At 37.5% G+C, this 21,566-nt stretch carries 24 protein-coding genes and 3 pseudogenes; 15 read left to right on the forward strand and 12 right to left on the reverse strand.

The annotated features are described in order from the left end of the window. Positions 1 to 24 precede the first annotated feature (24 nt). The 3 genes from RS893_RS11235 to RS893_RS11245 all read right to left on the reverse strand — a co-directional run bounded on the left by RS893_RS11235 (position 25) and on the right by RS893_RS11245 (position 1,678). Entirely contained in the window at positions 25 to 243 is a 219-nt protein-coding gene (locus RS893_RS11235) for a hypothetical protein (RefSeq protein WP_315791240.1), read from the reverse strand. A 164-nt stretch (positions 244 to 407) separates the two neighbouring features. Then, complete coding sequence (locus RS893_RS11240) at positions 408 to 1,115, reverse strand: response regulator transcription factor (protein WP_315791241.1); 708 nt, start codon at positions 1,113 to 1,115, stop codon at positions 408 to 410. A gap of 131 nt (positions 1,116 to 1,246) precedes the next feature. Further along, positions 1,247 to 1,678 carry a peptidoglycan-binding domain-containing protein gene (locus RS893_RS11245; protein ID WP_315791242.1) on the reverse strand — a complete coding sequence of 144 codons (432 nt, stop codon included), beginning with the start codon at positions 1,676 to 1,678 and terminating at the stop codon, positions 1,247 to 1,249. Positions 1,679 to 2,013: 335 nt separating this feature from the next. On the opposite strand from RS893_RS11245, the gene RS893_RS11250 reads away from it, so the two are divergent. Then, positions 2,014 to 2,763, forward strand: a complete 750-nt coding sequence (locus tag RS893_RS11250; RefSeq protein WP_315791243.1) for a hypothetical protein — start codon at positions 2,014 to 2,016, stop codon at positions 2,761 to 2,763. A 13-nt stretch (positions 2,764 to 2,776) separates the two neighbouring features. Here the strand turns inward: RS893_RS11250 and RS893_RS30265 are convergent, their stop codons facing one another. From RS893_RS30265 to RS893_RS30275, 7 genes and pseudogenes are all read right to left on the reverse strand, one after another. After that, positions 2,777 to 3,580, reverse strand: a complete 804-nt coding sequence (locus RS893_RS30265; protein ID WP_396336440.1) for an ATP-binding response regulator — start codon at positions 3,578 to 3,580, stop codon at positions 2,777 to 2,779. A gap of 274 nt (positions 3,581 to 3,854) precedes the next feature. Beyond that, entirely contained in the window at positions 3,855 to 4,295 is a 441-nt protein-coding gene (locus RS893_RS30270; protein WP_396336441.1) for a PAS domain S-box protein, read from the reverse strand. Between the two features lie 174 nt (positions 4,296 to 4,469). Further along, positions 4,470 to 4,838 carry an EamA family transporter gene (locus RS893_RS11260; protein ID WP_315791244.1) on the reverse strand — a complete coding sequence of 123 codons (369 nt, stop codon included), beginning with the start codon at positions 4,836 to 4,838 and terminating at the stop codon, positions 4,470 to 4,472. A gap of 32 nt (positions 4,839 to 4,870) precedes the next feature. Beyond that, positions 4,871 to 5,656 carry a polysaccharide deacetylase family protein gene (locus tag RS893_RS11265; RefSeq protein ID WP_315791245.1) on the reverse strand — a complete coding sequence of 262 codons (786 nt, stop codon included), beginning with the start codon at positions 5,654 to 5,656 and terminating at the stop codon, positions 4,871 to 4,873. Further along, positions 5,649 to 6,377, reverse strand: a complete 729-nt coding sequence (locus tag RS893_RS11270) for a glycosyltransferase (protein WP_315791246.1) — start codon at positions 6,375 to 6,377, stop codon at positions 5,649 to 5,651. Before RS893_RS11270 ends, RS893_RS11265 begins: the two co-directional genes overlap by 8 nt. Before the next feature lie 44 nt (positions 6,378 to 6,421). Then, a complete protein-coding gene (locus RS893_RS11275) occupies positions 6,422 to 7,969 on the reverse strand; it encodes a DUF2079 domain-containing protein (RefSeq protein ID WP_315791247.1) in 1,548 nt (515 codons plus the stop codon). A gap of 479 nt (positions 7,970 to 8,448) precedes the next feature. Beyond that, a pseudogene (locus RS893_RS30275) lies at positions 8,449 to 8,556 on the reverse strand (BamA/TamA family outer membrane protein); the annotation flags it as partial. Positions 8,557 to 8,710: 154 nt separating this feature from the next. On the opposite strand from RS893_RS30275, the gene RS893_RS11280 reads away from it, so the two are divergent. The 5 genes from RS893_RS11280 to RS893_RS30280 all read left to right on the forward strand — a co-directional run bounded on the left by RS893_RS11280 (position 8,711) and on the right by RS893_RS30280 (position 13,125). Beyond that, complete coding sequence (locus RS893_RS11280; protein ID WP_315791248.1) at positions 8,711 to 10,444, forward strand: glycosyltransferase family 39 protein; 1,734 nt, start codon at positions 8,711 to 8,713, stop codon at positions 10,442 to 10,444. Positions 10,445 to 10,810: 366 nt separating this feature from the next. Further along, positions 10,811 to 11,590 (forward strand): sporulation protein YpjB, encoded by a 780-nt coding sequence (locus RS893_RS11285; protein WP_315791249.1) that lies wholly within the window; start codon positions 10,811 to 10,813, stop codon positions 11,588 to 11,590. Between the two features lie 98 nt (positions 11,591 to 11,688). Continuing rightward, complete coding sequence (locus tag RS893_RS11290; protein ID WP_315791250.1) at positions 11,689 to 11,913, forward strand: hypothetical protein; 225 nt, start codon at positions 11,689 to 11,691, stop codon at positions 11,911 to 11,913. Between the two features lie 282 nt (positions 11,914 to 12,195). Further along, the gene (locus tag RS893_RS11295; RefSeq protein WP_315791251.1) at positions 12,196 to 12,723 is read left to right on the forward strand and encodes a DUF1003 domain-containing protein; all 528 of its coding nucleotides are present in this window, start codon (positions 12,196 to 12,198) and stop codon (positions 12,721 to 12,723) included. 246 nt (positions 12,724 to 12,969) lie between these two features. Then, the gene (locus tag RS893_RS30280) at positions 12,970 to 13,125 is read left to right on the forward strand and encodes a MarC family protein (protein ID WP_396336442.1); all 156 of its coding nucleotides are present in this window, start codon (positions 12,970 to 12,972) and stop codon (positions 13,123 to 13,125) included. A 297-nt stretch (positions 13,126 to 13,422) separates the two neighbouring features. On the opposite strand, the gene RS893_RS11300 is transcribed toward RS893_RS30280, so the two are convergent. Then, positions 13,423 to 13,929: a PrsW family glutamic-type intramembrane protease gene (locus RS893_RS11300; protein ID WP_315791252.1), complete on the reverse strand. Its 507-nt coding sequence runs from the start codon at positions 13,927 to 13,929 to the stop codon at positions 13,423 to 13,425. Between the two features lie 371 nt (positions 13,930 to 14,300). Beyond that, positions 14,301 to 15,068, reverse strand: a complete 768-nt coding sequence (locus RS893_RS11305) for a sulfite exporter TauE/SafE family protein (RefSeq protein ID WP_315791253.1) — start codon at positions 15,066 to 15,068, stop codon at positions 14,301 to 14,303. A 440-nt stretch (positions 15,069 to 15,508) separates the two neighbouring features. Here RS893_RS11305 and lepB point away from each other — a divergent pair. From lepB to RS893_RS11350, 9 genes and pseudogenes are all read left to right on the forward strand, one after another. Beyond that, positions 15,509 to 15,792 (forward strand): annotated as a pseudogene (gene lepB, locus RS893_RS11310) (signal peptidase I); the annotation flags it as partial. 545 nt (positions 15,793 to 16,337) lie between these two features. Then, on the forward strand, positions 16,338 to 16,841 hold the full coding sequence (locus RS893_RS11315; protein ID WP_315791254.1) for a hypothetical protein: 504 nt from the start codon (positions 16,338 to 16,340) through the stop codon (positions 16,839 to 16,841). 241 nt (positions 16,842 to 17,082) lie between these two features. After that, entirely contained in the window at positions 17,083 to 17,604 is a 522-nt protein-coding gene (locus RS893_RS11320; protein ID WP_315791255.1) for a hypothetical protein, read from the forward strand. A gap of 329 nt (positions 17,605 to 17,933) precedes the next feature. Then, positions 17,934 to 18,410 (forward strand): DUF2808 domain-containing protein, encoded by a 477-nt coding sequence (locus tag RS893_RS11325; RefSeq protein ID WP_315791256.1) that lies wholly within the window; start codon positions 17,934 to 17,936, stop codon positions 18,408 to 18,410. 317 nt (positions 18,411 to 18,727) lie between these two features. Beyond that, a complete protein-coding gene (locus tag RS893_RS11330) occupies positions 18,728 to 19,225 on the forward strand; it encodes a DUF2808 domain-containing protein (protein ID WP_315791257.1) in 498 nt (165 codons plus the stop codon). Between the two features lie 547 nt (positions 19,226 to 19,772). Next, positions 19,773 to 20,477, forward strand: coding sequence for a two-component system response regulator RppA (gene rppA, locus RS893_RS11335; protein WP_315791940.1), 705 nt, complete (start codon positions 19,773 to 19,775; stop codon positions 20,475 to 20,477). Continuing rightward, a pseudogene (locus tag RS893_RS11340) lies at positions 20,464 to 20,634 on the forward strand (two-component system sensor histidine kinase RppB); the annotation flags it as partial. The gene rppA and the pseudogene RS893_RS11340, both read left to right, overlap by 14 nt. A gap of 43 nt (positions 20,635 to 20,677) precedes the next feature. Continuing rightward, a complete protein-coding gene (locus RS893_RS11345; protein ID WP_315791258.1) occupies positions 20,678 to 20,842 on the forward strand; it encodes a hypothetical protein in 165 nt (54 codons plus the stop codon). Positions 20,843 to 21,191: 349 nt separating this feature from the next. Continuing rightward, complete coding sequence (locus RS893_RS11350; protein WP_315791259.1) at positions 21,192 to 21,485, forward strand: hypothetical protein; 294 nt, start codon at positions 21,192 to 21,194, stop codon at positions 21,483 to 21,485. Positions 21,486 to 21,566 lie beyond the last annotated feature (81 nt).

The following is a 21,566-nucleotide window of genomic DNA, read 5'->3' on the forward strand; positions in this document are numbered from 1 at the left end:
AAATTTAATAATCGACTTTACAGTTTAATCAAAATGTTCTCTAAGGGCTTTGACATAAGCAGCATCAGCATCACTGAGGTTGTCAAGCTCGGTTTCAGACAGAACATCTAAAGTCATTGAGTTAGGTTCAGGATTGAATTTACCAGTTGCTGCTAGAACTGACACATCTGGACTTGCTATTAATCCAAAACTAGCAAAAATCAAAACAGGAATTGAACGGGTAATCGAGAGATACTTGTCCATAGTTTTCAAGTGATTTTTATTTAATATTTTCAAAATAACAAAAGGTTGTGGTAATGCTGTGTCGAATTGATTTCAATGGCTTGTGATTTACCAGTAATATGCACGACGAACAAGTAGAAAATAAAGAAAATAAATAAGTATGTTGCCAATCTGCTTTTTGATAGCTAAATCGGGTCATCTTCAAATTTATAGCCAACACCAGTAACTGTTTTGATAAAAATAGGATTTGCCGAATCGGGTTCAAATTTTTTCCGCAGCCGTGCTACAAGCGTATCGACTACTCGTTCATCACCACAAAATTCACAACCCCACAATTTATCAATTAGTTGAGTGCGGTTCCATACTCGGTTAGGATTGCTAACAAAAGTAGTTAATAAGTTGAATTCTAAGTTTGTTAAGTCTAATATTTCAGAAGAATTAGAATTCCTCTGGCACAAAGCAGAGTGTTGCTCCACGTCGATGATAAAATGTTGGGTGCGGTAAACTTGATGTTTCTCTGGTTGACGCAAGCTACGTCGCACAAGCGCTCGAACTCTAGCAACTAACTCTTTAGGGCTAAAGGGTTTGACTAAGTAATCATCAGCACCAGTGGACAAACCAATAACACGATCCATCTCCTCACTCTTTCCAGTCAACATTAAGATATAGGGGTCGTTTGCACCCGGTTTTTGCCGAATTCTGGCACATAGTTCTAGTCCATCCAGACCAGGAATCATTAGGTCTAGAATGATTAAATCTGGTTGCTGTTCCTGAATTATCTGTAATGCTTGCAGACCATCACTGCAACTATGGCAAGAAAATCCTTCGTTTTCAAGAGAAAACCGGATAAGCCGAGAAATTTCAGATTTATCCTCAACAATTAGGATTTCCATATGTCAAGATATAAAAACACTTTATTCTCGTATAGTGATAATTATTAAGAAGTGGAGAAAGTAACCAACGCTTGCTTTCTCCCCTCTTTTTGTAAACTATGCTTAAAAAGCAGACTGTATTGTTTAGGTAATTAGTGAATTATCTCAGACCAGGTTTTTGCTCCAACAACTCCGTCAGCTTTCAAATCATGAGACTTTTGAAAAGCAATAACGGCAGAACGTGTATTTCTACTGTAAACTCCATCAACTGATCCATTGTAGAGCTTTTGTGTTTTCAAGAATGCCTGAATCTCTCTTACTGCTTTGCCTCGGCTTCCTAATCGGAGAATTGGTGCTGTTTGAGGCGAATAACTAATGAGTTTAGTTGATTTGGAAGCTGCTGTGGTTGAATGCATCGATTTAGTAGCATTGACATTTTTGGGATGCTCCTGCATTGAAACATGTGTGCCTGTTTTTCGTATTTGTGTGGTAAATGCTTGAGCATTGGCTGGTGCTAAGGAAGAGAATAACAATGGACTTAAGGCAGCAATAGATAAAGCAAATCTCACAAATTTACTAGTCATAAGAGAGTATCTCCTTATTTAAGAAATCTATGAATCTCAATCTAATTAGTAAAAGTAAAGAACTTGGAAAGATTTACCAGGAATTGAGAAATTATTTTGTCTTTCAGAGATACTTGTGAAACCTTCTAGTTTTTCACAGGATGTGGCGAAAAAATAATTGTTTGGGATATCATTGGCGAATCAGATAAAGAGAAAAATGTGACTACTTTTTTATCCTTTTGTAAGGATTTTGTCACATAAGGTTGATAAAGTTTAAAGTAAGCAATTCCTGGAGCGCTTTGCCGCCAAGAGATATAAAGCGAAGTCATAAAGCCACAATCAAGGAGGTTTTCAGTATGAAACCCGCTATTAAGCTGATTTTGAAGGCTAGTTTAGTCGGAGCTTTGAGTTTAGGTGTATCAGTGCAATCTGTTTACGCAGCCCCATCACCAGCTAGTGTCCCAGCAATTGAAGTTAGTGATAGCAATGATGATGTCAACGGTAGTACAAAAGCGTTTGCAGCCGTGAGCAAAGATGAACAAGCAGCTAATTTAAATCAAATTGGTGAATACAGCAAGACTATCTATAACCTAATAAAAACCAACAACTGGACAGAAGCAAAAAATCATTTAGCGCTACTCCAAGCCGCAGCAGAGCGCCTCAAAACAGAAAAGGGAAAAACCGATGCCAACTTAGCCAAGCTTGACTCAAGTATCACTGTCCTGCAAAGTACAGTTGCAGCAAAGAATCATCAAGCCATGTGTGATGCTAACCAAGTTAATGCGATCGCTGCTCAATTAGCAATGGAGTTAGAACCTAAAATGCCTTTGGAAGTTGCAATGCTTGACTACTATGGTCGTGAACTAGAAATTTGGTCAGCAGATGGGAACACAGCTAAATTAAAAAATGTTGCTGGCAAGATTCGACAGACTTGGGAAGCTCTACGTCCCTTAGTCCAGTCTCACGGTGGCTCACCTCAATTACAAAAGTTTGACGATACTCTAGTTGCTTTAGTTGAGACAGCTAGCTCCCCTACTGAATATAGTTTGCTAGCTGCACCTGTGCAAGGTGAAGTCAACAACCTCCGAAAAGTGTTTCAGCAGTAAACTGATTTAAATCTTATACCCTCCATCCAATAAGACTCGCAATAGTTGTAAGTAACTCTACTAGCTCTACAGGCTTGGCTAGGCTTTTTTGAAAACCTACTGACTGCGCCTGTTTTTTGTCCAATTCACGGGCGTATCCAGTTAAGGCGATCGCCGGAATCTGCCGATGTTGTTCTACCTCACTAGCTCTAATTTGACGCATCAGCATATAACCATTCACATTTGGCATACCAACATCGCTGATGAGTAAATCTTGTTCTGAATCAACCAGAACTTGTAATGCTTGTTCAGCCGATGCAGTGGTAGTGGCAATCGCTCTATACTGTTCCAGCATAAAAACTAGCAGTTCTCGAATATCAGGTTCATCATCCACCACTAAAACTTTTAAGCCTGCTAGAACTGAAGGGGCAGAAGTAAGATGTGAAAGGTTTTTTGAATCGTTTGTTTTCTCTTTCTCATTCCTATCTTGCAGAAGTGGTAGTTTAACAATGAAAGTTGCTCCCTGCCCTTCTCCCATGCTTTGAGCATCGATAGTCCCGCCGTGGAGTTCTACTAAGTGGCGAACAATTGCCAGTCCCAAACCTAGCCCACCAAAATCTCTGGTTGTAGTGTTATCTGCTTGGCGAAAAGATTCAAAAACATAAGGTAAAAATTCAGACTGAATTCCTATGCCTGTGTCTGTGACTTGAATCTGAGCAAAGTTTTGAGTTGATTCTGCTAAATTAGAGTTTTCTTGATCACGGACAATAGACAGATCGATGTCCACTCGACCACCGCATGGTGTAAATTTGACAGCATTAGATAGCAAATTCCACACTATTTGCTGTAAACGTTTGGAGTCACCTAAAACTTAATATTTTTTAGAGGAAGTTTTCAGATGATTCAATAGATTACATTTCCAAATCCGAGAGATTTATCTGTATTTTCTGATTCTAAATTCAGAATTGAAAATAGCAGAGTTATTGTTTTTTCTTCTGCTGCCAATCGCACTATTTCTCTTGCTGCCTCAATCGTGGATACCAAATTAACTGGGCATAAATTTAAACTGATTTTGTCTTGTATAATTCGGGAAATATCCAATAAAACTTCAATCAATTTAGTTTGCAATTTGGCGTTACGTTCAATAGTTTGCAGAGCATAATTAGTAGAGTAGTATCTTGGTCTAATTTTTGGCCTTGTAGTATTTCTACCCAACCTAGAATTGGGTTAAGAGGCGATCGCAATTCATAAGAAAGAATTGCCAGAAATTCATCTTTACTACGATTTGCAGCTTCTGCTTGTGCTCGTGCGGACTGTTCTGGCGCCAGCAATAGGGTTCTTTCTGCTTCTACCTGTTTGCGCTCAGTAATGTCACTTAACATTAAAAGTACGCCATTAAAATCGCCCTGACTAGTAAAAATGGGCGTAGTGGAAACAATTGCCCACAAATTAGAACCATCTTGAGTGTGAAAAAGACAATCAAATAGCTGTCTCCTGCCTTGCTGCCATTGGGCTAAGATTGTCTGGGTTTCATTCGCAACCGTTTCAGCCACCAAAACCGTCTATGCGGATGATAATTTGCACTTCAAGACTTGTGAGTTTTCATACCTCAGTGTATCATCCATCTAATTCCGAGGCTTATCATGTCTGCATCCTATCTATTTGTGTCTCCCCGTCAGCAATATTTGGGTAGCTTAGTACATTGAAAACAGAAGTTAACTCAATTCTTACTTCTGCCAGACTAACAATATTACTCCACTCATAACTAAGCTGATGCCTGCTAGACGTGTCAGGGGAATTGGTTCCCTAAATATAAAGTAACCCAACAAGACAGAGAAAATATAGACTAATGATGTAGATGGGGCAGCAATACTTAGATTTACTCTAGTCAGGAGCATGATATAGGATACAGCGCTCAGAGCATAACAGGTTAGTCCTATTAAAAGTTCAGGCGTTGTCATGATGCTAAGAATGTGATTAATAGCGTTTACCATATTAACTCTGCCCAACTTAATTGCACCCATTTTCAAGAAAAACTGTCCTGCCACACTGGTTAAAATTGACATTAGTAGTAGAATAAATTCTTGCAAGGTCATAAAAATATCCTTTGTATTATATTTACCTTAAATTAATCTAAAAGGTTATAAATTATCTTTTGTTTAAACTCCGAAAAATATATAAAATCTCCTTGCTCTTTGAGCCATATCAGATATTTTTCTAACTTGATAATCATTGACTCGCCAGAATATCTTTTGATGTAATTAGGCAGAGAAAAGCTGTTTATGTCTATGAACTCCCAAGGATGAAAGTAGATGTTTAAATAATTATCATGTTGTATGGTTACTTTAGACATTAACTTGATTAACCAAAATGGCAAATTTTTAAAACTCAACCAAAATAAAGGAAACCGTATAAGGGGTGTTACTGAAACTGGAATATTAAGTAGATTATTTGAGTAGTATGCCGTTCTAGGTTTAAAAAAATTGTTATATCTTCCAGGAATATAAGTAGGATTAATTGAAGAATTATATTCATATCCAGCTATTTTTATTTCTCGCTCATCGATTTTACTGAGTCGAGGCATTCTAAAACCTGTAACTTTATTACCTGTCAGTTCTTCCAAAAATAATCGTGATTTTTTTAAATCTTCTATCCGAAAACTAGAGTGATAAAATCCATGAGAGGCTATTTCATGCTTGCTGGCTATTTCTTGAATTATAGATCCATGATAAGCAGTAAAATTTGCAGTAACAAAAAAAGTGGCATTTATATTTAATTGCTCCAATAAGGAAATGATTACTTTTAAACCATTGAACGAAACTTCAAACTTGACTTTATCTTCAAGTTTTTCTCCATATTCTTCCGGAATATCAAATTCTTCAATATCAAAACTTAATAAAATATAACTACTCATATTTACCCATAAAATCATTATATTTTATTGTTAATAAATCCAAAAACATTTCTAAAGAATTTTTAAACAAATTAACTTTTGAAGATTTATACAGATGAGTTTCTGATACTATAGCAGGTATTTCTCCAATCTGATATCCCTCTTTTTTTGCTAAATATATGAGTTCAACATCAAAGGAAAAGCTCGTTACTAATTGTCTTTTAAATAGCTCTTCCGCCACATCTTTCTTAAATCCTTTAATTCCTGCCTGCATATCTTTAAAGGGTAAGTCAAGTATATATCTTGAAAGATAGTTAAAAGTTTTACCAGCAACTTTCCTACTTAAACTTAAGACTTTGATATTCTGCGATACTAAACTCCTACTACCAATGACCATATCAAAATACTCCAATTTTTCGACTATAAGCTCTAGATGTTCGAGGGAATAAGCCAAATCACTATCAATATAGCAAATAAAATCACCGTAGGCATATTCTAGACCTTTTTTCACTGCATATCCTTTACCTCTATTCTTGTCATAAGAAATAAATTTTATATAACTAAGTTTAGTATTTTCTAAGTTTTTTGTTAAAACTTCTTTGCTTTTATCTGTAGAACCATCATCGACAAAAATAAAATGAAAATCTGGATGGTGATAGGAAAAATCTAGTAAATTTTTCCAAGTTATGTCTATACATTCTACTTCGTTATAGAGAGGTAATATAACTGAAATATTCCTCATTATCCACACCCACTATAAATACTAATTTAGTAATCAGCAGACTTCTAAATATTGCTATTTTTTTGAATTTCTGCTTTCCATTCCAACCAATGCGTTATAGTTTCAGGTTGAGAGATAATTTTCTTTTGCAGCAACACAACTCCATCTTGTACATCCACAAGCCCATATTTTCCTTGAGTTAAAAGTTGATCAATAAAAGCTACCAAATCTTGTAATTTTTGGCGATCACCTTTAGAGGCTGGTTGATATTGTTGCAGTTGCCACAAGTCTGCAAAAGCAAAATCAACGTCTATAATTTGTCCTGAAGCAAGTCGTAACTGTACAGCTGGTAAACGAATGATTTCCAGACGAGTTGCTAAATGTGGAAGCAGAAAAGTAGTTGCAGAAACACTAGCATCACTCTTGATATACTGCATTAATGAGCGGATATGCCCCACATGTTCCCACTGACGAGTTAGAGGGACATAGACCAAAGGATGAGTCGATTCTGGAACTAAAAAATAAAAAGCACGATTGGGATTAGAGGTAATTGTGAATAAAATTGATAGTGCAATAAATCTTATCCACCAACGACGAAAACTTGGTTGAAATTGCTCTTGATGTTGAGACCACCACAAAATTGTGCCGTAGAATAAGCCTGGAACTACAGTTAGGGCATAACGAATACTCATAGCGAGAGCAGATTTACCATCTTGCATCAACAACACTAGTAATGGAGGTCCTGCAACTGTCCAAGCTGCTGGTGATATTACAGGTATAAAAGCTAATGGTAACCACTGACCTAAAAAGTATTTCACTCGTCTATCAACCGGAGTAAACAAACTCTGAATCAGTTCTTTTGGATGGGTAATAATCCCCCACAGAAGTTGTAAAGTACTAGGGCTATTATTTCCTGGAACATATTGATCAAAACGAGCAGTTAAGTAGAGTCGCGAATTATCATTAGAAAACAAGGGCATAACTACATTTGTCACAACTGTGACATAGCTGAAGCTAATTAGACATACAGCTAGACCTAAGCGTGGATAGCGACGACTTAAAAATAGATAAAGACCAATACCAAAAGTAATTATTCCTGCTTCTTCCCGTATTCCTAATATCAAAATTAGGAAGCTCCAAAAAAGCCACCATTTACGTTTCTCTAAAGCCAAGAGTAAAGAGAAAACAAAGAAAGGAATCTGACAATGCTCATAAAAATTTGCGAAAGTTGGTCCAATTACAGCATTAGCTCCATAAAAACTGGCAGTGATTAAAATAGCTATAGAAGGAGGTAAATAGTGGCGACATAGAGCATACAAAACTAACCCCGCAGCAGTTATTAAACTAACTTGTAAAACAACAAGAGTCGCGCCAGTGGGAAATAATGCATATATGGGCATCCATAGCAAGAAATCAATGACAAAGTGTTGTCCTAAATGGCAGTAGAACACTGTCTGTATTTGACCATCTTGGGTATAAGCACTGGATTGACCGGAAGAGAGAGAACCTTGAAAGATGCGTCCATGTATGGTGTTCCAAAATAACTGGTCGAAAAGACCTTGGTCGTAAGATGCGTAGAAAGTGTAGAAGCGATGCAAGCAAAAAACTAACATTATGATGAAAAAACATGCTGCTAATGTCAGTAAAATCTTTAGCTCAGATTTGTTTTTGATTACGTCAAAGCGCTTTGGAAGCATTACTATTTGAATCCGATAGTTCTAAAAATACTGTTGTGTAGATGTCTGTGTAGCTGGGGTTTGCTAAAAGCTAGAGAGATAGTGTGGTAGAGTAAATTTACAAAAAACAAGTATTTTGTATTAGAAAGGAATATTCTGAAGTCGTGTCTACAAGGTAAGAATCAGGTTACTGTCTGTGTCTGTGTGAACCTATCTGGAATCCTTAAATCATAATGAAAGTAGAGAATTGATTGTTTCACTGTGAAATCGCTGTAATCTTGGGAAAGCGATTTGACAATACAGAGTAATCGTCAAGAAATCGGAAAGATTTCCATATAAATGTAAAAATGATCCTGTATTGTCAGAAATCTTTTCAAAAGCAGTACACAAAACTTTGAGAGAAACTGTTTTTTTACTTAAAATCTTTCGTCAATCCCAAAATTGATACGGCTTTCACCATCGCCATTGATGCCGCAGTCAATGCGAATTGACCCTAGTGGAGACTTGACGCGTACCCCGTACCCTATGAGGAAATATTGCCTAGTCCCACTGGTACAGACTTGGTCGACTCCAAAGCGATCGCAGCATAATTTTTTAAATTGAAGCAAATCTTTCCAAGTTCTTCACCTTTAGGGTGTAAACTGCAAGCGCTAATCAAAGGCGATTAACTGAATAAGCATGAAATTGATTTTTACCCGCGCAATTGAATATTGGTTAATTAACCCAGGAAAGCGTCCATTTTTAGCTTTGACTTCATCAGTTATATGGTTGTTGGTAATCGCCTGGGTAGCATTCTTTTGGCATTTGGGTAGTATTGGTTTGATTGACGAAACGGAACCACTGTTTGCGGAAGCCTCCCGGCAAATGATCGTAACAGGAGATTGGATCACACCATATTTCAATGGTGAAACTCGTTTTGATAAACCCATCTTGATTTACTGGTGTCAAGCTTTAGCTTATTTGATTTTTGGAGTCAATGAATTGGCAGTGCGTATTCCTTCTGCCTTGGCAGCACTAGGGTTAATTTGCTTACTGTTTTGGACTTTGCAATCGGTGCAAATAACACCTCAACGACAGCCTTTAACTGCCCCTTTAGGAGCAGCTATCATGGCATTCAATCCCGAAACCGTGGTTTGGGCGCGGACTGGTGTCTCTGATATGCTACTGACTAGTTGTATGGCATCAGCTTTATTATGCTTTTTTCTTGGATATGCCCAACCGTTGAAACCCGCAGTCCAAGCAAGATGGTTTTTAGCTTGTTATGTGTTAGTGGCCTTAGCAGTTTTGACCAAAGGGCCTGTAGGAATCGTCATACCAGGAATCATTATTGGTACATTTTTACTTTATTTGGGTAACTGGCGCTCTGTGTTGAGGGAAATGCGCCTTTTTTGGGGCTTTTTGATAATCGTGGCGATCGCATTACCTTGGTATGTGCTAGTTACTTTACGAAATGGTAGTGCTTTTATTAACTCATTTTTTATGTATCACAATATCGAACGTTTTACGAGTGTAGTTAATAATCATTCAGCACCTTGGTATTTTTATTTTCTAGTTGTATTATTAGGTTTTGCGCCTTGGTCAATTTATTTACCAGCAACAATGGTAGAATCGCGATTTTGGCAGCGTAAATACTGGTGTGAGCAAGAACGTTCTAGCCAACTTAGTTTATTCGCTTTGTTTTGGTTTTTCTGCATTTTCGGCTTTTTTACTATTGCCGTCACCAAATTACCCAGTTACGTCTTGCCTTTAATGCCAGCAGCAGCAATTTTGGTAACACTGCTGTGGAACAATGAACTTGACTCAAAATTTTTGTACTGTAGTAGTTGGGTAAATGTGGCGTTTCTGTGGATAAGTTCGGTAGCCACCACATTTCTACCCTTGTTTCTCAACCATGACCCATCAATGCCCTATGTGTCCCTCATCATCCGAAATTCAAACATACCAAGAGTAGGAGTTGTAATTTGGGGAATAGCAGCAGTTTTAGGAATAGTTGGACTGTTACGTCACCAATGGCGTTGGTTGCTGGGTATTAATTTGCTGGCATTCATAGTATTTTTAATTTTTGTCATTACTCCAACTATGTTGGTAATGGATTATGACCGTCAGCTACCTTTACGACAGTTGTCTGCGATAGTTGTCAGAGTACAGCAGCCTCACGAAGAATTACTTATGCTTGGTTTCAAAAAGCCTAGCGTGACGTTCTACACTCATCGTCACGTTACTTATATTAGCCAGAGTGAAAAAGCTGTAAAGTACATTGAAAACGAGATTGTAACAAAACCACACCCTTCCACAGTTTTAATAATTTCAGAAATCGAAATGCTTCAGAGGATGAAGTTACAACCTTTTGAATATAAAAATATAGCCCAAGCAGGTGCTTATGAGTTAGTTCGTGTTGTCAAAAAAAATTAAAAAAAGATAATAACGATGTATTTTTTTAGGAATATTACTACAACTTGAAATTCAACTGTGAAAATAATTGCAATTACTACTTTAACTGCTCTAAGTACATTAACATTTGCTTCTTAATTAGCAAATACAAATCTTTGATTATGTTATTCACACCTGTTTTGGGGTTGCTACAGTTTCACTTTAGGAATAAAAAGTCAAGAATTCGGAAAGATTGCTTGAGATTATAAAAATTTAGCTGAATAAGTATATATAGGTTGCATTATAAGTATTTAAAAAATTTTTTCACACCCCATCAAATCTTTCCAAGTTCTTAACAAATGTAATCTACAGTGAAACTACAAACATAGATTGAGATATGGAAAATTTATGAATAACTCAACAAAAATTATTATTGTCGGCTCTTTACTTGGTAGTTTAGGTATCGCTGATTTGGCAAAAGCTATCTCTGCAAATCAACCCCAGTTACCTGTTGCAGTCATACCACAGCATCACAGCAGTACTCAAATGATTGTTAATAAGGATAAAAGAGAAAAGCCAGATGCACCTAATGATGCTGATACAGAGGTCAATGATGATAAAGTACCAACATCCCTTAGCCAAGTAAGTGAATATGGTGAAAGCGTCTACGATATGGCTAAAGCCAATGATTGGACAAAAGCTACAGCTAATCTTACCTCGCTCGAAAATACAGCAAAAAGTCTTCGTACAGAAATCAAGAGTGAAAATAAAACAGAATTAGCACAGTTGGATTCCAAAATAGCAGCACTCAAGGGTGCTGTCACCGCTAAAAATCGCATATCTGCAATGCACGATGCTAACCAAGTGACATTAATCGCTGCCAATATTACCAAGGAATTTAAACCAAAAGTACCAGTTGAGGTAACGCTACTTGACTACTATGGACGCGAGTTGGAAATTTGGTCAGCAACAGGAAATACAAGTAAGCTGAAAACAACTGCCTCACAGATGCGCCGCACCTGGAATGCTGTTAGACCATCTATCTTAGCGCATGGAGGAACTACACAAGTACAGAAATTTGATGGACTTGTTGCTAGTATTGAGGCGGCGAAATCATCTAAAGATTACGCTCGTCTCGTTACCCCTGTGCTAGATGAAGTAGATAATTTAGAGAAGGTCTTTAAATAGTAAATATACAAATTTGGCGATCGCACTTAACCTGCTGAGCATCATCATTCTCTCCTACTAGACCAAGAAACCCGCAAGCTTTACGTGGGAGGAAGTGAGTGATTGAAAGTTGCTTAACAGAGCCGCAAACATTAGCATTATTGACAGCTTTGGACTCCCCTACAGATGTCTGCATGGGGGACAATGAGCAGAAACGGTGGCTTAATTGGGCAAATGTACAGACTCGTCCTTTAGTAGTATTACTTGGTCTACCCGCAATTGGATTTGGTGCTACTGTAATTTTAGACGAGAAAGATTGGGTAGAGGTGGAACTGCCTGAATAGATGGATTGACAACTTGGTATGTCTAAGCTCCTAAGTTGATGTCAGGATTGGTATGTGAAGGTTGTGTTGGATTTTACCAATTGAATTTTTATTTTGCGAAGTGGGCATTAGTTTCAACAACTTGCGCCGAAATACCCACTTTTCGGTGTGTAGAGCCTCTTTAAAACTGTGTAAGTGTGATATCACCAGTTGCTATTAGCAGGTGAGCTTGAAACTAAACGTTTAGTCATAGCAAAATACTAATGTGCTTTGGCAAACAACCAGAAACCACAACTATCTATCATGCAAAAAAAACCTTTACGCGCCCGTGTTAGTGCAGAAGAATATAGACTATTACAGCGTCTACGGGAACGCAAACCTGCACTAAATCCACCAAAGTCTCCGGTAAATCTGGGCGATAGGTTGGCTGATATAGTAGCTGATACCGTCGGTTCTTGGCGATTTATTATCATTCAAAGTGCCTTGCTCATACTGTGGATTATTCTTAACGTTACAGCCTACGTCAAGCATTGGGATCCTTATCCGTTTATCTTACTTAACCTAATGTTATCCTTTCAGGCAGCTTACACTGCACCCATCATTATGATGAGTCAGAATCGTCAAGCTATCATTGATCGCCAGGATGCGAAATATGACTATGAAGTAAATAAAAAAGCGGAATTAGAAATTGAATTGCTACACGATAAAATGAATCTGTTACGGGAAGATGAAATTGTTGAGATTATACAACTTTTGAAAGCACATCAGGAACAGTTACAACTTATAGAATGTAAGTTATCAGAAATATCTGCCCGTCTAATTGATAATTAATTTTATTTAATATCCATCCCAGACAAATTAAGTTTAAAAAGTGTAATTTTTTAGGAAACTAATAATAATTTGATGGTATATTTCTTTTTGAAGAACCGTTTATACTAAATCAATTGCCAAAATGGAAGATAAATAGTATTGGTTGAAGCTAATAACAAGTACAATTAAAGCTAAAAATATATTGCCCTAGAAAGAAATTGAATATGTTAGAGTCACATTCAAACTCGCTAAGCGCAAAAGACTGCATTGAATGTCATTTTGGTATTGGCTACTTTTTTACTTGCAGGTAAGCTAATCCTCAATTTCTTTGGCATTTCACTGGGTGTTCTACGGATTGCAAGAGGTTTAATTGTAGCTCACTTGTTAGGCGGAGAGCCAGTTTATAGTGTGTTGCTCAAATGAGCTTGTGATAAATTGCAATCGATACCTCAAACAGACTCTGTTTAAGCTGCAACCATTACCTAAACAAAAAACACCAAACTTAACTTATCTAATCTGAGCAGATTTTGCCTCACTAATCCTTCTATTCAAAAGTTTTATACTAGTGTAAGCAACAAGCAAACTCAACAACTCCAGATGAAAAAATGTGATAAATGTAGCACCTCTGAGACTATTAAATATATCCCACAAAGCATGGAGTAAAACAGCTGTTAAAAAAGCTCGTAATACCTGCCAATTTACCGCACGTCCTGCTTTCTCTCATTCTCTCGACAGTACGGCGCAGACCAGCCCAGTCCAAGCTGCGTGTCCAGCAGGAGATAACAGTCGGCGAGCAAATAAGACCCCATCAAGGACAAGTAGATTCCCCTGCGATCGCAAAAGTGTAACGAAGGCATAACCCATTGTTTCCAGTGCAGCAAAACCCATTGCAGAAGCAGTTCCTAAAAGTATTCCCGTTGCCTCAGAACGCAGGTGACCTTTAAGATAAAATCCTAAAGGGAAAATTAACTTAGCACTTTCCTCAATTAATCCCACGCCAGGCATTGCTAGAAACACTGGGGTTTCTAGAACGTTGTACTCAAGGGTTCCTGCTACAAGTGTTCCTACTGCTCCTCCCCACAGCAAACAAGTAGCCATTGCTGGAAAAGACACTTCCCAGCTTGATAGAGTCTCGTAGAGGTAAGTTACGAAGGTAATAGGTATTAAAAAAGACCCAAGCAAAATGACGCTAGGAACAAAGTTAAGGTTATTGGTTGCTACGAGCATTTTTTCAATTGCGTACAGGAGGAAAAGCCCACTAATATCAAGTTCGGTTAATCACTTAGAATAAAAAACCTCACAAGAACAGCCCCTTCACCCCTAATCCCCACTCCCTTAGGGGAGTGGGGCCCCCGAGTTCCCCAGAGGGACCCCCCATCCCCTCTCCTTAGCAAGAACAGGGGTGCCGAAGGCGGGGTGAGGTAAAAGGGAATTGTAAGTAATCATGCGAACTTGATATAATAAATATTTGAAACTACTTGCGTTTGATAAAACCCATATTGAAATGATGAGATGATAATCAGTATTGATTTAGGCAACCTCATCCATGCTAATTAAATCAGATATGCTGATTGAGGGCTATATCAACATAATTTTATTTACTTAATGACACTAGCAATCTCCGTGTAACCAAAGTAAATTGATAGGGCAATTAAAAAGATACTGTACAAGCGACTCAAAATTAGACCTGGCAAATGGAGGGCAAATTGGCTTCCCAAATAGGTAGATGGAAAAACTCCCACAGCTAGCCAACCTGTCAACTCCCAGTCAATATGTCCCAAAAAAGCATGGATAATTGTGGCGGGGGCTGCCATTAGTGTAACGGTTGCCAAGGAGGTTGCTAGAGCTGTTCGTAACCCCAACCCAATACCCAATTGATAGAGAGGGACTAACAAAAGTCCGCCACCATTGGCAAGCAAGCCATTGATTAATCCCAACAGGGGCGACCAATAGGGAATGATTCTTTCATGCAACTGTGCTTTCGTTTCAGGTAAGCTGCGATTTCGCAGTCCACTTAAACCGTAAACTCCTACGGACAGGATAAACCCTGCCGTTAAAAGCATCAGGATTGTCCCTGGAAGAAATTCAGTAATCCAAGCTCCTAGTAACACACCAGGGAATCCCCAAAGACTTGTTAATAAAGCAATACGCCAGTAAATGAGGTGTTCCTTTCGATAGGCGATCGCGCCTCCGATTGCGCTTGGTAATGTAAGTGGAAGTGGACTAGCCAGAGCAATTAAAGCTGGTAGCCCTAACAGCCGTAGAATGGGCGTACCAATTGAACTCCCGCCTAAACCAAACAGCCCAGAACACAAACCCATGCCGACTCCAACCAATATTTCTAAAAACCAAGGAAGTGAAGTCATGTTAAATAGAACCTGATATTTTTCATAAAGATTGAGTACGCCTACTAAATGCGTGATTGTAGTTATTTAATTTGGATAGACATCACTTTTTCAACTCTTTGACAAAATCCTGCAACATCAAGCTCTTAACTTAAAAAATATCAGTTTTAGCTGAATTAAGCACATCTGCTCACCAATAGAGAAATCTTTCCGATTTCTTAACTTTTACCCCTTAATGTGAAATTGCAAACCGAGATTACAGGAATTAAAAGCTATAAATACTTTAGACTGAAATTCTTAAATTTTTACTCCTAAAGACTTACTTTATGGCTAAAGCTAACACCAACACATTTCCTCACTAATAACTCTTAGGATTTATCTCTGTCTAATACTTGTTATTTATTATCAGCACTATGTCTAATATTCGTCAATAAAAATTACACTCGTCAAAGAATGAAAATATTTTATTTGAAACAATTAAAACAATTGGTTTAAGCTTGGTTCTCGCTTTTAGCATTCGCACATTTGTTGCTGAAGCCCGTTATATACCCTCTAGCTCAATGGAACCAACACTTCAAATTAATGACTGCTTAATTATTGATAAAAATAGCTATGATTTTATCTCACCTCAACGGGGTGATATTGTAGTTTTTAATCCGACAAAAATACTACGTTATAAAACTATCACGAAGCTTTTATTAAACGTGTAATTGGCTTACCAGGGGAAACGGTTGAAGTTAAGAATTGACTAGTTTATATTAATGATTCGCTTTTAAAAGAGAATTATCTTGAAGCTAAACCAGACTATCAATGGGGCCCTGTAATTGTACCAAATAATTCAGAGCGCTCAAAAGCCCAGCAGTATGGAGTAAATGCAGTTCCTGGGATCGCCATCAATTGAACACTTGTCCTGACTGGTAAACCGAGTCGAGAGCAACTTCAAGCTGTCGGTGTAGGTCAACCACTGAACTTCCTCTCAACTAAAAAAAGCTAACTCCTTACCAAAGCGACTTTCAAAATTTTTTGAATCGCTAGTACAGAAGATTAAAGCTAACTAGGCAAGGCTGAGTTGTTCAAAATATTTCATCCTGATTTCATCTTCATCTGGGAAATTAAATACAGTGCTGAATCGTTAACACACTGCTTATCTCAACTAGATGAGCAGCAATATCCCTTGAGGGTTTAAAAAATGCTCAATTCCATAGTTGAAGGTTCTATGGATGGGGATGTTTTTCTACCATTTTCTAACATTTATTTCTCAATTATCAATAATCAATGAGGAGTAAACCGATGAAATCATTAAAAAAAAGCTTTGTAGTTTTAGCAAGTACAGGAATACTATTTTTAGGAGCTTGTAGTAATAGTAATCAAGCAGGAAATACAGAAAATAATCCATCCTCTTCTACAAATAATCCGTCTTCTATATCAAGTACTAATACTTCAGCTTCACCTGCTATTAAAACAGAAGGGCAGCATGGAGAATCTCATGGAGGTCAAGTTGTAGAGACAGGGGCCTATCACTTAGAGTTTGTACCCGAAAAAGAGGCTAATGCAACTCACATGGATTTATATTTGCAAAAAGGCGATAATCACCAAGCAGTTCCTAACGCAAAAGTGACGGCTGATGTTCAACTGCCCGATGGCAAGCAGAAAACAATACCTCTGACTTATGATGCCAGTGATAAACACTACACGGCGACACTTTCTGAAAAAGCTATCGGTCAGTATCAAGTGAAAGTTACTGCTGATATTGGAGGTGAAAAGGTTAACGGTCGGTTTAGTTTTAATCGGTAACTGCTTCCTGTGAAAGAATGCCCTAAGAAGCTTTTTGGAGAAAAAATGAAGCAGTTTATTACTACACTTGCCATCACTTCAACTCTTGTTATCACTCAAGCTTGCGCCTCACAAGTAAATAGGAGTGAAACACCAGACTCTAATGCTACCACCGTAAGTAATGCAAATCCCCATACGGATCACAATATGGAGGATTCTAAAACACCACAGGCAAAGGAGAATTCTCAATAGCGGTCATAACATGGGGAATTCCTATGATAGACATTCTGGTCATTCCAAGTTAGAACCAGCGATCGCTACTGCAAAGCTTACCCTCCCCACCAAAATTACTCCCAACACTTCTGTACCTATAATGATTGAAGTGAAAAAAAATGGTAAAACTATTGCTAATTTTGACAAATTCCAAGAACAATTAATGCATCTAATTGTTGTAAGTGATGATCTCCAATCTTTCAATCATATCCATCCCACATATAAAGTAAATGGACGCTTTGAGGTTCAAGCTAATTTTCTCCATCCAGGGGGTTACAGCCTTTTCAGCGATTACAAAGTAGCTGGAAAAGCAGAACAAGTTTCGGTGTTGAAAGCACAAGTTCCAGGTAAAAGTCCAGGTGCATCCACAATTGATTTATCTACTACAAAGACTTTTGGTAATACTAAGGCTAATCTCAAGTTATCTCAACCAACACTCAAAGCTGGACAAGAAGTTCATGTAATTTTCAACTTACAAGATACTGTCAGCAACCAACCACCGAAAGTTTGAAACCTTATCAGCCCTTCTGCCTTGCCCTTCGGGCTGAGAACACAAGCTACAACTGCCTTTCAGCCATTTTAGGGCTGAGCGATGTGCTTTTGACTAAGGTAATAAGTACAATAGGTGAGGAAAAAGCTGTTTATCCAAAACTCCATACCCTTTTTCCTGAAAAAACAGGATTTTTTATGCTTTATACATTGCAATCTTAAATTTCTTTTTCCAAGCTGATTATTTCATCTTGATTTCATAGTGACCATTCAAACTGTTTTTGTAGAGGTTTATTCACCAAAGTTAAACCTGAAATTTAGTTGAGATAGTTTGTTAATTTAACGGTCAAGATGAAGAGAATATTATTTTATACTGCTGTATGTAGTGTGGCTATTACAGCTTTAATTTCTGTTGGCTATGCAACTGCGAAAACAGATAATAATAAGGTTGCTAATATTGACAATAATTTGCAATCTACTCCTACTGGCTGGCGGCTTGTTAAACAGACATTCCAGTTACACATTCCTAAAAATAGCAACGCTCTTTCCCAGCTAATTATTGACACTCCATCCACGGTAGCTGTGAGTAATGACATTGAGGTTTTAGACGAGCAAGGTGAAAAATTTAAAATTAATGTCTCTGCCGATGGCAGAAGGATTATCATAGATTTTCCTCAGCCAGTTACTTCTAATACTAAGCTCTTTATCAACCTAAACGAAGTCAAACAACCAATTTTTGGTTCTGCTTCTATATATCACCTCTCGGTTAAGGTCATTGGTAACAATAAAGAGATTCCTGTAGGTGTAGCTCAGTTCCCAAATCTTTAATTTACAAAGCTTGACAACTATCTTAAAAATCCATCTAAAATTTCATCTTGATTTCATTAACAATTGCCAAACTGGTAAATAGGAGGATCATATCTCTGTTGGCAATAACTTTACTAGCAGCTTAAAACTGCTAACAGTAAATAGGCTATCTAACTTCCCCTAATTAATTGCTGAATTAAGGGGATAAGCTTATTATGGTTTTTCTACAAATTTGTGATGCTTCAGTCAGTATCAGGTTAATTCAAAAAGTATGAACCTCAGCTTTAACTCTTTTACTTAAGCTTTAGTTGACATAGTTGATTTATCGGAAATTAAATATGAAGAAATTACTGATATATACCACTACTTTAGCTCTGGCTAGCATAGCTCTGTTATCTCCTAGTTATGCAACTGCTAATACAGCTAATACAGATAATGGTAAAGTTCCTCATATTGACGGAAATGAACAATTTCCGCCTACACGCTGGCGGATTGTTAAACATACTATTCAGATCCATGTTCCTAAAAATAGCAAAGCTCTTACCGAACTAAGTATTAATTTTCCTAATACCATAACTATCAGTAGTGATATCAAAAATATCAAGATTGTGGATGAAAAAGAGCAAAAAATTAATGCAAATATTTCTGTCAATGATAGAAACATACAAATAGCTTTTGCTGAACCAGTTGCTCCTAACACCAAGTTTAATGTTGAACTAAAGAATGTCAAAAGACGACTTGTAGGCAATGGTTATATCTATCAGCTATCGGCAAAATTTGTTGGTAGTGATGCAGAAATACCTATAGGTGTAGCTCAGTTTCACCTCTATTATTAATGTCAATAACTTTAGTTAATAAATTTATCCACTTTGTACTAATTAAGAATGTGGACTAAATTTAGTCTATATTTTTGACATTCTTAGCAAAGAATAACAGTTTTTTATCTTTCCTTAATCAAGGCGTTGACAAGGAGAATTTTTGTAGTGTAGAGATTATCAAAAATTAATATAAATAAATAATTGAATGTAAAAAAATATCCAGCCTCAGCAAAATTTCATTCTGATTTCATTTTTATCTGCCAAGCTAAGAATTAGCTCAATAGACTCCTTGCAAAAAATTACTTTTTATAACTCCTCTAATTAACCTCACTCCAAATTGCAGCAAGCGAGTCTACTGAGTTTTTTCTTGATTAATTATCTCCTGGCAACACTTTCACTTACGTTAAAATCTTGTGAATTTAAGTCTTAAGTTTTATTTAAAGCCTAAAAATTTCATTTTAATTTCATAAACCTCTGTCAACCTATTTTTAAAGGTATAATCCTGTTACTAATTATGCTTGCTTCACAAATTTGCTACAAATCTCTAAATAACGATGAATTGTTTATGCGGGTGCTGTTAGTCGAAGATGAACCGGATTTAGGTGCTGCAATTAAGCGAACTTTAAATCAACAAAAGTACGTAGTTGATTGGGTTACGGACGGTACTGAGGCTTGGGCATATTTAGAAAATCGTTGGACGCACTATACACTAGCTATTCTTGATTGGATGCTGCCAGGAATGTCAGGCTTAGAGTTGTGCCAAAGATTACGGAAGAACAACAATCCTCTACCTGTGTTGATGCTAACAGCTAAGGATAGGATGGAAGACAAAGTTGCAGGGTTGGATGCGGGTGCAGATGACTACTTAGTAAAGCCGTTTGGCATGGCGGAATTGTTAGCGCGGTTACGGGCATTACAGAGGCGATCGCCTCACTTCCAACCAAAGGAATTAACTGTTGGCAACCTGAGTCTAGATTACAGCAGTAGTGCCATTGTGAGTCAAAACGCTTGTGGAGGCAAACAAGTAATTCCCCTTACTAATAAGGAATTCCAACTACTAGAGTATTTTATGAAGCACCCAAATCAAATTGTTACCACAGAACAAATTCGCAATCAACTTTGGGAAGTGAGTGCAGAACCTGCTAGTAATGTGGTAGCAGCTCAAGTGCGTTTGCTACGCCGTAAGTTAGCAAATAGTGGCTGCACAAACCCAATTGAAACCTTACATGGTATGGGGTATCGTCTAAATCTTACCGATGAATCAAAATAAACTGTTTAATCTGACTCGTGTTCGTTTAGCGCTGTAGTATGCGCTAGTTATGGCTTTTATTTTAAGTCTGTCTGGATTCGGTCTCTACAAAGCAGTATCTCATGCCCATTGGATAGCCTTAGACCGAGAACTAGAGTCTGTAGCAGGAACTTTGCACGTCCCGTAGTACTGGTGGTTCTGGATTGGGATTAGCTATTGCTATGGCAATTGTTCAGGCACACCAAGGCAATTTGAAAGTACAAAACGAATTAGGTAAAGGTAGCATTTTTACTGTTGAATTACCCTTCAATACCCCCGCGCTAAAAAGTTTTTGCTCTATTGAGCCTTTTAAAGGGCTGTATCGTCGCCAAGGCAAACGCATCTAGATTTTTTCCATCAATGTGATACTGTTGTGGACGCCATACGTTCCACATTACGAGATTACTGTACTTTGATACACACCTCAACAAAACATCAATAGCATATAGAAACTAAGCGAAAAGTATGGCTTCACAGAGCTATTGAGAATATATAGAATTAATTCAGAAGCAGTGGCAGAAGTTAGCTCAGATGAGCAACACATAGAACTGATAAGAAAAATTAATTTTTAATAAAAATAAAAATGTGAGAATTCAAACAAAAATCACGTGCGAGAATTCTGTTGTTATGTTTGGGGTAACTTTCTAGGCAGGGAAATTAGGTAGAAATGGAAAGGCTTGCACTCTCAAAGGACTTTTGGCACGGGGTATCGATTTTGATTTGGAACGGGATGTTTTGGCTTTAGTCCAACGTGCTACAACTAACAACCAAGAAGACAAGCAAACGTCAATGAATACGTTGATTGCCAAAATTCAAAATCATCCTCAAAACTTATCTATGTATACGTCAGATTCCCACAGCCACAATGTCGCCCACAAGAGCCAATCTGCTAATGTTTCTGAGTTGAGTAACTCCCAACGGCAAGATTGCATACTTAAGTCTAAAGTGAATTATTTAAAGCGCCACAAAAGTGCAGAATTAGACCTCTAATACTTATGACTCACCGCAACCCAATTCTAAAGGTTTGATAATTAACTACAAGTTATACTCATTTTCCAAGAAAGCCAGTAT

Origin of the sequence: Fischerella sp. JS2 (genome assembly GCF_032393985.1) — a bacterium.
Classification (GTDB): domain Bacteria; phylum Cyanobacteriota; class Cyanobacteriia; order Cyanobacteriales; family Nostocaceae; genus Fischerella.